Below are 12568 nucleotides of genomic sequence, written 5' to 3'. Positions count from 1 at the left end.
GACGTGGGCGCTGACCCTAAAGTAGGGCCACCGGCCATACAAGCCGGCCCTGCAAACTCTTATTGCTGCTTTGCGAAGATGACGTGCCGGACATCGATATTCCCGGACAGGAATCCTGCCTCGCAATAGGACAGATAATACTCCCACAGCCGCCGGAAGCGGTCATCAAAGCCTAGCGGGATGAGGCCAGGCCAGGCGGCACGGAAGTTATTTCGCCAACTGGCAAGCGTCTTGGCATAATCCTGTCCGAAGATGCGCTCGCCGATAACGGGAATGCCGAACCGGTGCCCGAGCGACTTGAGCACGGCGGGCGAGGGCAGCATGCCGCCGGGAAAGACGTAGTGCTGGATGAAGTCGACCTCCCGCCGGTAGCTCTGGAACAGTCTGTCCTGGATGGTGATGGCCTGGATGCCGGCAAGCCCGCCGGGCAGCAGCCGGTCACGCAACTGTGCGAAATATTTCGGCCAGAACTGCTCGCCGACCGCCTCGATCATCTCGATCGAGGCGATCCGGTCGTAGCGGTCGCGCTCGTCGCGATAGTCCTGGAGGCGGATCTCGACCTGCTCTGCAAGGCCCGCCTCGTGGATGCGCTTTTGCGCAAAATCGCGCTGCTCGGTCGATATTGTCAGGCCGACCACGCTTGTGCCGTACGTCTTCGCGGCAAATTCGGCAAAGCCGCCCCAGCCGCAGCCGATCTCCAGCAGCTTCTGGCCGGATTTCAAGTCGAGCGCCTCGGCCAGCCTGCGGTATTTGTTGGCCTGCGCCGCCGTGAGGTCCGATGAGCTCTCCTCGAACAGGGCCGAGGAGTAAGTCATGGTGGGGTCGAGCCAAGCCGAATAGAACGCATTGCCGATGTCGTAATGGGCGTGGATGTTGCGCCGCGCCTGGCGGCGGGTGTTGCGCCTGAACCAGTGCCGCACCAGCTGGACAAACCGCATCAGTGGCTTGTCGCGCAGCATGGCTTCGATCAGGTCATGGTTGACGCAGAACAGATAGAGGAACTGGGTGAGGTCCGGCGTATCCCAGTCGCCGGCGAGATAGGCTTCAGCAATCCCGATATCGCCGCCGTTGATCAGGCGCGAGGCAAAGCCATAATTGTGCAGCCGCATCGCCGCATTCGGGCCCGGCTCCCGGCCGCCAAGGCGGATCACGCGTCCGTCGGGCAGGGTGATGTCCAGCGTCCCGCGCCGCAGCCTCGAGCCGAAGTAGAGCGCCATGCGAACGATGCGCGGCAGGTCGGCGAGTACTGTTTCCACATTTTCGGGCGTCACCGAGACGACATTCGGCATTGGCGGATCCATCACCTGAACGGGTACGGTCCGACCGCGAGCCAGGCGCGCCTAACTCTTCATTTCGCCAGACCTGAGCGCGCCCCGCATGCGGTCAGCACCGGGAATATAGCCGCGCATTTTGTCAGCTGCCATGATTTTGCCGTCTGCCATCCACCTCCGACAGCGACCGGCGCGTGCCCCGAAGCTCAAGGTTGACGGTCTGGCGATCCCGTTTCGATGATCACGATGCAAGCAAGGGTGCGCTTCGGCCGGGATTCCCAGGCGCACGGGGCCGGCTTCGTTGGCCGGGCGCTGATGTGGCGCCAATATCACATGAAATCTTGGTAAGCTTGAAGGCGCTTCGAAATGCGGCGCGAGTGCAAAAAGTCCTTGCGAGACAGGATTATTTGGCATTCTCCCGCACCGGATATCGACGCGTTCACGTGACCGTTTCGCAGGTGCGGGACTGTCCCGCAGTTCCGCACCCGGCTAGAATGGATTTCAGGTTCCGCAGAAAGCATCACCTGTGAGCGAGTTGCCCAAAGGCCCCCACCTGTTTCGCCGCGAATCGGTTAACCCGTTTGCGCGGTGGCGGCTGGACCTGGCCGGCAGGGGGTGGATGTGACACGGCAAGTTCCGGCGGTCGCAATGCGGCGATCTCTTGGGTCTGCTTCCCGGACGCTGCGCGCGGCGCGCGGGTTGATCGCGGTTTGCCTCGCCGCAAGTTCGGGAGCCTGCGTCCTGACCCAGGATCTCCCCGATCCCGCACTCGATGTTCCCGCGCAGTACAAATATGCGGGCAAGCCAGACGCCCGGCCGACGCTGGATTGGTGGCGCGGCTTCCGCTCCGCGGAGCTGACGCAACTGATGGCGGAGGCGCAGACCGTCAACCTCGACATCGCGGCTGCGGTCTCGCGCATCGTCGAGGCCGACGCCCAGGCGCGGCAGGCGGGCGCGGCACTGCTGCCGAGCCTGTCGGGCAGCGGGTCGGAAACCTATTCGCGCACCTCAGGTGCAAGCGCGTCCGGTCTTTCCATTGGTGGCCGGGAGGTCGTCAACTATTCGGCCTCACTGAGCGCGAGTTACCAGCTCGATTTCTGGGGCCAAAACCGCGACGCGCTGCAAACGGCGGAAGAGACCGCCAATGCCAACCGCTTCGATCGTGATGTGGTTGCGCTGACGACGCTCGCGAGCGTCGCCAACGCCTATTTCCAGGTGCTGGCCTCGCAGGATCGCCTGAAGACAGCACAGGGCAACATCGCGAGCGCGCAGCGCATCCTCGATGCCATCCGCGATCGCCGCAAGGCCGGCACCGGTACTGACCTCGATGTCGCCCAGCAGGAGAGCGTGCTGGCCAACCAGAAGGCGCTGGTGCCGCCGCTGCGCCAGACGCTCGACCAGAACGCCAACGCGCTCGCCGTGCTGGTGTCGCGCCCACCCGAGAGCGTGCGCGTGCTCGGCGGCTCGCTGGAGCGGATCGCGATCCCGCGCGTGACGCCGGGCCTGCCGTCGGAGCTTTTGACACAGCGGCCAGACATCCGCAGGCAGGAGGCGCAGCTCGCTTCCGCCACGGCGAACATCGGCAATGCCCGCGCGCAGTTCTTTCCGAGCATCCAGTTGACCGGCAACGGCGGCTATCAGAGCTCGGCGCTGGTGTCGCTGTTCCAGCCGCACGCGGCGTTCTTCCAGCTCGTCGGCAGCGCAACCCAGCCGATCTTCGACGGCGGCAGGATCCTCGGCAATTTCGAATTCGCCAAGGCGCGGCAGGACGAGTTGCTCCAGACCTACCGCAAGACCATCATCCAGTCCTTTGCCGATGTCGACAATGCGCTGTTCTCGATCAAGCAGACCACGATCAAGCTGCAATTGCAGCGCGACGTTCTTGCCGCCTCGCGCCGCGCCTTCGATCTCTCCGAGCAGCAGTTGCACGCCGGTACGGCCGATATCGTCACCGTGCTCAACACGCAACTGACCCTGTTCCAGGCCGAAGACGCGCTATCCCAAGCACAACTCGCACGGCTTCTGGCCATCGTCAGCCTGTATCAGGCGCTCGGCGGCGGTTGGGAGCCGCGAATGGAGAAACCGGTCAATGCTCTTTAAGCCGGACGCCAAGGACGATGCGAAGCCGGCAGGCGCGAAAAGATCGCGCCGCCGCGGCTTCGTCATGACGCTGATCACACTCGCGATCCTCGGCGGTCTCGGCTATCTCGGCTGGACCGCCATGCATCAACAGCCGGCAAACAACCGCAACCAACGCCCGGACCTGCCGGTGCCGGTGCTGGCGGCGACCCCACGCGTCCAGGACGTGCCGGTCTATCTTGACGGCGTCGGCGCGATCCGCGCGCTCAACACCGTGACCGTGCGCTCGCAGGTCGACGGCAAGCTGATCGCGGTCAATTTCACCGAAGGCCAGGACGTCAAGAAGGGCGACGTGGTCGGCGAGATCGATCCTGCGATCTACCAGGCGGCGTATGATCAGGCCGTCGCCAAGAAGGCGCAGGATCAGGCGCAGCTCGCCAACCAGCGCATCGACCTGACCCGCTATGAGCAGCTCGCCGCGTCGAACGCCGGCTCCAAGCAGCAGGCCGATACGCAGCGCGCGCTGGTCGCGCAGACCGAGGCGCTCGTTAAGGCAGATCAGGCCGCGATCGACAATGCGGCGGCGACGCTTAGCTACACCAAGATCGTTGCGCCGATCTCGGGGCGCGCCGGCCTGCGCCAGGTCGACCAGGGCAACATCATCCACGCCTCAGACACCACCGGCCTCGTGGTGATCACGCAGTTGCAGCCGATCGCTGTGTGGTTCAGCCTGCCGCAACAGCAGATCATGCGAGTCAATGCGGCCGCCGCCAAGGGCGCGCTCGCCGTCGACGTGTTCGGCAATGACGGCGTCACCGTGATCGACACCGGCAAGCTCACCGGCATCGACAACCAGGTCGACCAGACCACCGGCACGCTCAGGCTCAAGGCGGAATTCCCCAACGTCAATTACCAGCTCTGGCCCGGCCAGTTCGTCAATGTCCGCCTCAAGGTCGAGACGCTGACGCAGGCGCTGGTGGTGCCGACCTCGGCGGTGCAACGCGGCCCGATCGGGACATTCAGCTACGTCATCGGCGAGGGCGACATCGTCTCGGCCAAACCCGTGACGGTGACGCAGCAGAACGAGCATGACGCCGTCATCGCCAGCGGCCTGTCGGCGAACGACAAGGTGGTGACGACGGGCTTTGCCAATCTGTCCGACGGTTCCAAGGTGATCGTGGGTCGCAGCGATCAAACGCCATCGGCCGATCTGGCGCCACGCAAGCGCTCGCGTGGGCCCGACGCTCAGAAGAAGGATGGCCCCAAGGAGGGTGTCAAAGAAGGCCAGGACGAGGGGCAAAAGGACGGACAAGGCAAGGGCGGCGAACTCCGCGCCAAGCGAAACAGCAGCGAAGGCGACCAGAAGGGACAGACCGGGCCGGCGCCGGGACCTCCGCCAAGTCCGGGGGCAGCGAGCAGCGGAGCAAAGCAGCCATGATTCCGACAACAGCCGCCTGAGCGCAAGGCGCAGCTCATGGGCGTCTCCGAACCCTTCATCCGCCGGCCAATCGCGACTTCGTTGCTCGGCATCGCTTTGCTGATCGGCGGACTGCTGGGCTATTTCGCATTGCCGGTGTCGGCGCTGCCGCAGGTCGACTTCCCGACCGTGCAGGTGACGACGCAATTGCCCGGTGCAAGCCCCGACGTGATTGCCTCGTTGATCACCGCGCCGCTGGAGCGGCAGCTCGGGCAGATTCCGTCGCTGACGGCAATGAACTCGACCAGCTCGTTCGGCGTCAGCCAGATCTCGCTTCAGTTCGACCTCAACCGCGACATCGACGGCGCGACCCAGGACGTGCAGGCCGCCATCAATGCCGCGGCCGGCGTCCTGCCAAAGACGCTGCCCTATCCGCCGACCTATGCCAAAGTGAACCCGGCGGATGCGCCGGTGATGACGCTGGCGCTGCGCTCGGAGACTATCTCGCTGCGGGCGATGAGCGACATCGCAGATACCATTTTGGCGCAACGGCTGAGCCAGATCTCCGGGGTGGGGCGCGTCTCCGTGCTCGGCGGGCTGAAACCCGCCGTGCGCATCCAGGCGGATCTGGCGCGGCTCGCGGCCTACGGCATCGCCATGGAGGATCTGCGCACCGCGATCGCCAACGCCAACGTCTCCGGGCCGAAGGGCTCGCTCGACGGCGCGCAGCAATCCTACATTATCGCGGCCAACGACCAGATCGCCGCGGCCGAGGCCTACAAGCCGATCATCATCGCCTATCGCAACGGCTCGCCGGTCACGATCGCCGATGTCGCGCAGATCGTCGACGGCCTGGAAAACGACCGCACCGGCGGTTGGTATCAGGGCACGCCGGCCGTCATCATCGATATCCAGCGCCAGCCCGGCGCCAATGTGATCGACGTCGTCAGCCAGATCCGCGCCGAAATCCCGAAAGTTCAGCGCACGATTCCGGCCGGCGTGAACCTCACCATCGTCTCTGATCGAACCGTCACCATTCGCGCCTCCGTCCACGACGTCCAGTTCACGCTGATCCTGAGCGTCGTGCTGGTGACGCTGGTGGTGCTGCTGTTCCTGCGCTCGCTGCGCGCGACGCTGATCGCGGGCGTGGCGCTGCCGCTGTCGCTGATCACCAGCTTCGGAATCATGTATTTCGCCGGCTTCAGCCTCGACAATCTGTCGCTGATGGCGCTCACGATCGGCACCGGCTTCGTCGTCGACGACGCTATCGTCATGATCGAGAACATCGTCCGCCACATGGAGAACGGCGAGAGCGCGATGGAGGCCTCGCTGAAGGGGGCCAGCGAAATCGGCTTCACCGTGATCTCGCTGACGGTGTCGCTGATCGCCGTGTTCATCCCGCTGCTGTTCATGTCCGGCCTGGTCGGACGGATGTTTCGCGAATTCGCGCTGACGCTGACGATCGCGGTCGTGACCTCGGCGGTGGTCTCGCTGACATTGACGCCGATGATGTGCTCGCGCCTGCTCAGGCATGCCCATGAGGAGCTGGCGGTGCCGGGGCTCGCGGCCGTCAGCCGTTTCATCGACCGCACCGTCGAGTTCTATCACCGGACACTGCTCTGGGTGCTGGAGCGTCAGCGCGCCACGCTGGTCGTGACCTTCGCCACGCTGGCTGCGACCCTCGTGCTCTACGTCGTCGCGCCGAAAGGCTTCCTACCGCTCCAGGACACTGCCTCGATCACAGCGGTGACGGAGGCGGGGGCGGACGTGTCATTCGTGGAAATGCAAAAGCGGCAGGCCGAGGCCGCCGACGCCATCACGGCCGATTCCGACGTCACCGGCGTGGTCTCGGTGATCGGCGCGGGCTCGGTCAACCCGACCACCAATGTCGGTCGCCTCGTCATGACGCTCAAACCGCGCGGCGAGCGGCGCGACGATGTCAGCGTGGTGATCGCCCGGCTGAAGCAGAGGGTGGCCGGCATCCCCGGCATGACCGTGTATTTCCAGCCGGTGCAGGACGTGCAGATCTCCACCCAGTCCAGCCGTTCGCAATACCAGTACACGCTGACCGGCACCGACGCGACGCTGGTATCGGAATGGGCGCGCAAGCTGGTTGATGAGATGCGGCGCGATCCGCTATTCCGCGACGTCTCCTCGGAGGCGCAGGAGGGTGGCCTGCGGGCGCAGCTCGACGTCGACCGCACCCGCGCCGGCCAGCTCGGCGTCAGCCTCCAGGGCATCACCGATACGCTCAACGACGCGTTTGCGCAGCGCCAGATCTCGACCATCTACGGCCAGGCCAACCAGTACCGCGTGGTGCTGGAGGCGTTGCCGATGTATCAGCGCGATCCCTCGATCCTTTCCAAGCTCTATTTGCCGGGCGGCGCGAGCACCACCGTCGGCGCGCCGAACGCGCAGGTGCCGCTGTCGGCGGTCGCGACGCTGAAGCGCACGACGGCCCCGCTCGCGATCTCGCATCAGGCACAATTCCCCGCGATCTCGCTCAGCTTCAATCTCGCGCCCGGCGCGGCGCTCGGTGACGCGGTCGAGGCGGTGAAGGCGATCGAGACCCGCATCGCCATGCCCAACAGCATCGTCGGCGTCTACGCCGGCGACGCCGCTGAATTCGCCAAGGCGCTCGCGGGCCAGCCCTGGCTGCTGCTCGCCGCGGTGATCACGATCTATATCGTGCTCGGCGTGCTCTATGAGAGCTACATCCACCCGATCACGATCCTGTCGACGCTGCCCTCGGCCGGCGTCGGCGCGATCCTGGCGCTGATGCTGTGCGGACAGGACCTCTCGGTGATCGGATTGATCGGCATCATCCTTTTGATGGGCATCGTCAAGAAGAACGCGATCATGATGATCGACTTCGCGCTCGAGGCCGAGCGCGGGCAAGGCATGCCGGCGACCGAAGCGATCGTGCAGGCCTGCCTGTTGCGCTTCCGCCCGATCATGATGACGACGCTGGCCGCGCTGTTCGGTGCGCTGCCGCTCGCGATCGAAAGCGGCACCGGCGCCGAGCTGCGCTTTCCGCTCGGCATCTCCATCATCGGCGGCCTGCTGCTGAGCCAGCTGCTGACGCTCTACACCACGCCGGTGATCTACCTGGCGCTCGACCGCATCAACCGCCGCCTCGAGCGCGCGCTTCCGCCGGTCGAGCCGGGTGGACCGCCGGTGGCGGGGGCTACCGAGGGGATGCAGTGATGCCATCGATCTCGGAGCCCTTCATCCGCCGGCCGGTCGCGACCACGCTGCTGTCGATCGGGCTGTTCCTGCTGGGTGTCGTGGCCTACGAGTTCTTGCCCGTCGCCTCGGTGCCGAACGTCGACTTCCCCGCCATCTTCGTCTCGGCGAGCCGGCCCGGCGCCGACCCTTCAGTGATGGCGGCGACGGTGGCTTCGCCGCTGGAGCGGCGGCTCGGGGAAATCGCTGGCCTCAACCAGATCACCTCGACCAGTTCGCTGGGCACGACCAGCATTCAGCTCCAGTTCGACATCGGCCGCAACATCGATAAGGCCGCCCGCGACGTCCAGGCGGCCATCAACGCGTCGTTGGTCGACCTGCCGAGCGATCTGCCGACGCTGCCGCGCTTCCGCAAGGCCAATACCGCCGGCGCTCCCGTCTTCGTGCTGGCGCTGACTTCCAAGACCCTTGCCGCGAGCGCAATTTACGACGTCGCCGATACAGTCCTGGCGCAACGCATCTCGCAGGTCCCGGGCGTGGGCAATGTGACGATCAGTGGCGCGGACCAGCCGGCGGTGCGCGTCCAGCTCAATCCGGTTGCGCTGTCGAATGCTGGCATCGCGACCGACGACGTCCGTACTGCGATCGTCAACGCGAACCCGCTCGGTCCCGCCGGCATCTTCAACGGCGAGCGCCAGAGCGAGACCCTTTCGCTCAACCGGCAGATGCGTACGGCCAAAGAGTTCCGCGACATCGTTATCAAGAGCACGAAGGGCAATTTCGTGCGGCTGTCCGACATCGCGGACATCGATGATTCCGTCCGCAACTCCCGCTCGATTGCCTGGTTCAACAAGCAGCCGGCGGTGCTGATTCAGATCACCAAGCAGGGCGATGCCAACGTCATCGATACCGTCGACCGGGTCAAGGCACTGATCCCGGAGTTGAAGCAATGGATCCCGGCCGGCGTCGAGGTCTCCACTCTGGTCGACCGCACAAGCACGATCCGCGCCAGCGTGCTGGACATGCAGTGGACCCTGCTGGCGACAGCCGTCCTGGTCATGGTTGTGGTGTTCGTCTTCCTGCGGCGCGTGACTCCGACGATTGCGGCCGGCATCTCGGTGCCGTTGGCGCTGGCCGGGACCTGCGCCGGCATGTGGATCGCGGGCTTTTCCATCGACAATCTGTCACTGATGGCGCTCGCGATCTCGGTCGGCTTCGTGGTCGACGACGCCATCGTCATGATCGAGAACATGTTCCGCAATCTCGAGCATGGCATGCGGCCGATGCAGGCGGCGCTGGAGGGCGCCCGGCAGATCGGCTTCACCGTGGTCGCGATCAGCCTGTCGCTGATTGCGGCCTTCACGCCGCTGATCTTCATGGACGGCATCGTCGGCCGTCTCTTGCGCGAGTTCTCGCTGACGCTGACCTTCGCGATCGTGGTCTCGACGCTAGTGTCGCTCACGGTCACGCCGATGATCTGCGCCCATTACATCCGGCAGACCACATCCGGCACCGCAACGCTGTTCGATCGCGTCATCGAAGGCTCGCTGTCGCGCATCGTCGCGTTCTATGCCCGCAGCTTGCGCGCGGCGCTGGACTTTCCGCTGCTGACGCTACTGGTGTTCTTCGCCACCATCGCCCTGACGGTGACGCTCTACATCAAGGTGCCCAAGGGCTATTTCCCGACGGACGATTCCGGCTTCGTCATCGGGGCGACGCGGGCCTCGGCCGACATCTCGTTCCAGTCGATGCTGGGCCTTCAGCAGCGGCTCGCCGAAATCGTGATGCAGGATCCGGCCGTGGCCGGGATCGGCTCGACCGTCGGGAGCGGCGGAGGTCCGGGGCCGGCGACCTCCAATCGCGGCACCATGTTCATCAGCCTGAAGCCGCCGGAGGCGCGCGACCACGTCTCGACTGAAGTGGTGATCGACCGTCTCAGGCGCGCTTTGTACCCGGTGCCGGGCATCCGCCTGTTCATGTTCGCCGCCCAGGACGTGCGCGCCGGAGGGCGCCAGAGCGATTCCGACTACCAGTACACGCTCTCCAGCACCGATCTCGGCCTGTTGCAGCAATGGGCGCCGATCGTGGCCAAGCGCATGGAGAGCGTCGAGGGCATCACCGACATCTCCAGCGACCGCGACCCCGGCGGGCTGCAGCTGACGCTGAGCATCGACCGACAGAAGGCATCGGCGCTTGGCGTCCGCGTCCAGGACATCAACAACGCGCTGAACAACGCCTTCTCGCAGCGGCAGATCTCGATCATCTACACCCAGCGCAACCAGTACATGATCGTGCTGGAGATCGACCCGAAATTCCAGGTCGATCCCTCCAACCTCGATCGCATCTATGTCGCCGGCGCGGGCGACACACAGGTGCCTCTGTCAGCCGTGGTGCATGCGACGCGCGGGCTCGCCGCGCTTGCGGTCTATCATTCGCAGTCGTTTCCCTCGACCACGGTGTCGTTCAACCTGTTGCCGGACGTGCCGCTTCAGACCGCGACGCAAAGCATTCAGCGGGCGGTCGACGAATTGCATATGCCGGAAGGCATCCGCGGCAGCTTTGACGGCAACGCCGGCGATTTCGCCAAAACCAGCGGCCGCCAGCCGCTGCTGATCCTCGGTGCGCTGGTGGCGATGTATATCGTGCTCGGGGTGCTCTATGAGAGCCTCGCCCATCCCCTGACCATCATCTCGACGCTGCCTTCGGCCGGGCTCGGTGCGCTGCTTGCGCTCCAGCTCACCAACACGCCGCTGACGGTGATCGCCTTCGTCGGCATCATCCTCTTGATCGGCATCGTCAAGAAGAACGGCATCATGATGGTCGACTTCGCGCTCGACGCCGAGCGCCAGCGTGGCCTGTCCTCGGCGGAGGCGATCTTCGAGGCCTGCCAGGCGCGCTTCCGTCCCATCCTGATGACGACGATGGCGGCGCTGTTCGCCGGCATCCCGCTGGTCGTTGCGACCGGCCCCGGCACGGAGTTGCGGCGCCCGCTCGGGATCACCATCATCGGCGGCCTGTTCGTCTCGCAGATCCTCACGCTCTACACCACGCCGGTGATCTACCTCCTGATCGACCGCCTGCGGCGGCGCTCCGAGCCGCGCGTCGTCGGCGCGCCGGCGGAATAGGCGGGTTGTTGAAGCGCCGCGCGGAGCGTATAGCGGCGGTCATGTCGAACCCAGCAGAGACGGCGGCCGCAGCCCTCGAGCCGATTCCCGAATGCCCGCACTGCCAGAAGCCGATGCCGCTGTGCATCTGCGACAGCGTCACGCCAATTGAGAATCGTCTGGGGCTCCTGATCCTGCAGCATCCGCAGGAGCAGGACAGGGCACTCGGCACCGCGCGGCTGACGGCAAGACACTTCCCCAAGGCGGTAGTTCGGGTCGGCCTGTCCTGGCCGAGCCTGTCCAAGGCGCTGGGACGGCCGATCGAGAATGCCGCCCGCTGGGCCGTGCTCTATCTGGGCTCGGCGCGCGCAGCCGATCTCGAGGCCGAAGGCGAGATACTGGCACTCACCCGCAAGGGCGAGGTCGCGGAGAACCAGCGCGCCATCCTGGGCAAGCTCGAAGGCGTGGTGCTGCTCGATGGAACCTGGAGCCAGGCAAAGGCGCTGTGGTGGCGCAATCCCTGGATGCTGAAATGCCAGCGTGTGATCCTCAACCCGGCGCACCCCTCGCGCTACGGCCGCCTGCGCCGCGAGCCGCGCAAAGACGGGCTCTCGACCATCGAAGCCGCCGCGACCGTTCTGGCCGGCCTGGAGCGGCGCCCCGATATCGCCGACACGCTGCACGCCAGTTTTGAACGGCTGTTGACACGCTACCGCGAGGTCCAGGCCGAGATGCCGGAACTGGCGCCAAAACCTGCAGCCAAGGACCGCCGTCGCGGTGTCCGGCGCGGCAAACGGGCCTGACTCTAGCCGCTCATCCCGGGATTGATCGTTGGGGCGCACTCGCTCTGATGGATATTTCGCTGCGCTACCGGCGCACCGTGATCGGCCCGCTCTGGTGCTGGCCTCGGAAGACGTCGACCTCATCGAGAGCACCTGCAATCGTGCGATCCTGCTCGAAGAGGGCCGGATCGCCGCCGCCGGCACGGCCGAGGAGATTCTGGGCCGATATCTCGCCGCTACGGCGGAGGTACAGCGATAGCCGCTCGGGGTTGCCTAAACCATTGATCCCCTATATTGATCCGCCCTCGTTGGGGCCACGTGGCGGAGTGGTTACGCGCCGGTCTGCAAAACCGTTTACTCGGGTTCGAGTCCCGACGTGGCCTCCATCACAAGCTCATGATATAATAGCACAAATTCGATTCTCGGCATTCTGCGCCAGACCCGCGGGCGGCCCTTGCCGGCCCACCCCGGGTTTGCACGGGGCTTGCCGGAAACTCCGATTCAGCTGCTTGGCATAGAGTTCGCATTGGCTGGGTGATGCATTCCCGACCAATCGAAAGCTGGAGAGCACGTGAGCGAGGTCGTCCGATTTGTTCCGAAATCTGAGCTGGAGCGGGCTCGTCTCATTCGCGAGGCCCGTGCGATCTACGACAGCATCTTTCCCCCGGCCGATGCCAACCGGGCACCGCAGGGCGGCGAGGAGAGCGCCAAGACTTGAACGCCAAGACT

At 65.3% G+C, this 12568-nt stretch carries 8 protein-coding genes and 1 tRNA gene; 8 read left to right on the top strand and 1 reads right to left on the bottom strand.

Going from position 1 to position 12568, the window contains the following annotated elements; genetic code table 11:
- Window positions 1-59 precede the first annotated feature (59 nt).
- Window positions 60-1289: a cyclopropane-fatty-acyl-phospholipid synthase family protein gene (locus IVA82_RS30715; RefSeq protein ID WP_247382289.1), complete on the bottom strand. Its 1230-nt coding sequence runs from the start codon at window positions 1287-1289 to the stop codon at window positions 60-62.
- A 630-nt stretch (window positions 1290-1919) separates the two neighbouring features.
- Here IVA82_RS30715 and IVA82_RS30710 point away from each other — a divergent pair.
- From IVA82_RS30710 to IVA82_RS30675, 8 genes are all read left to right on the top strand, one after another.
- Window positions 1920-3371, top strand: coding sequence for an efflux transporter outer membrane subunit (locus IVA82_RS30710; protein WP_247382288.1), 1452 nt, complete (start codon window positions 1920-1922; stop codon window positions 3369-3371).
- Complete coding sequence (locus IVA82_RS30705; RefSeq protein WP_247382287.1) at window positions 3361-4788, top strand: efflux RND transporter periplasmic adaptor subunit; 1428 nt, start codon at window positions 3361-3363, stop codon at window positions 4786-4788. The genes IVA82_RS30710 and IVA82_RS30705 overlap by 11 nt, the downstream gene beginning before the upstream one ends.
- 36 nt (window positions 4789-4824) lie before the next feature.
- Window positions 4825-7974, top strand: a complete 3150-nt coding sequence (locus IVA82_RS30700) for an efflux RND transporter permease subunit (protein WP_247382286.1) — start codon at window positions 4825-4827, stop codon at window positions 7972-7974.
- Window positions 7974-11078, top strand: a complete 3105-nt coding sequence (locus tag IVA82_RS30695; protein WP_247382285.1) for an efflux RND transporter permease subunit — start codon at window positions 7974-7976, stop codon at window positions 11076-11078. The genes IVA82_RS30700 and IVA82_RS30695 overlap by 1 nt, the downstream gene beginning before the upstream one ends.
- Window positions 11079-11119: 41 nt before the next feature.
- The gene (locus IVA82_RS30690; RefSeq protein ID WP_247382284.1) at window positions 11120-11860 is read left to right on the top strand and encodes a tRNA-uridine aminocarboxypropyltransferase; all 741 of its coding nucleotides are present in this window, start codon (window positions 11120-11122) and stop codon (window positions 11858-11860) included.
- Window positions 11861-11888: 28 nt separating this feature from the next.
- On the top strand, window positions 11889-12098 hold the full coding sequence (locus IVA82_RS30685; protein ID WP_247382283.1) for a hypothetical protein: 210 nt from the start codon (window positions 11889-11891) through the stop codon (window positions 12096-12098).
- Window positions 12099-12151: 53 nt separating this feature from the next.
- A tRNA-Cys gene (locus IVA82_RS30680) sits at window positions 12152-12225 on the top strand.
- 185 nt (window positions 12226-12410) lie between these two features.
- Window positions 12411-12557 (top strand): hypothetical protein, encoded by a 147-nt coding sequence (locus tag IVA82_RS30675; RefSeq protein WP_247382282.1) that lies wholly within the window; start codon window positions 12411-12413, stop codon window positions 12555-12557.
- Window positions 12558-12568 lie beyond the last annotated feature (11 nt).

Source organism: Bradyrhizobium sp. 142 (genome assembly GCF_023074015.1).
Taxonomy (GTDB): domain Bacteria; phylum Pseudomonadota; class Alphaproteobacteria; order Rhizobiales; family Xanthobacteraceae; genus Bradyrhizobium.
The sequence above is the reverse complement of the archived record's forward strand: the minus strand, read 5'-3'. Positions and strand labels throughout refer to the sequence as shown.

Coding starts and splice junctions, on each gene's coding strand:
- IVA82_RS30715 (WP_247382289.1), bottom strand. CDS start 1,289: ATGCCGAATGTCGTCTCGGTGACGCCCGAAAATGTGGAAACAGTACTC.
- IVA82_RS30710 (WP_247382288.1), top strand. CDS start 1,920: ATGCGGCGATCTCTTGGGTCTGCTTCCCGGACGCTGCGCGCGGCGCGC.
- IVA82_RS30705 (WP_247382287.1), top strand. CDS start 3,361: ATGCTCTTTAAGCCGGACGCCAAGGACGATGCGAAGCCGGCAGGCGCG.
- IVA82_RS30700 (WP_247382286.1), top strand. CDS start 4,825: ATGGGCGTCTCCGAACCCTTCATCCGCCGGCCAATCGCGACTTCGTTG.
- IVA82_RS30695 (WP_247382285.1), top strand. CDS start 7,974: ATGCCATCGATCTCGGAGCCCTTCATCCGCCGGCCGGTCGCGACCACG.
- IVA82_RS30690 (WP_247382284.1), top strand. CDS start 11,120: ATGTCGAACCCAGCAGAGACGGCGGCCGCAGCCCTCGAGCCGATTCCC.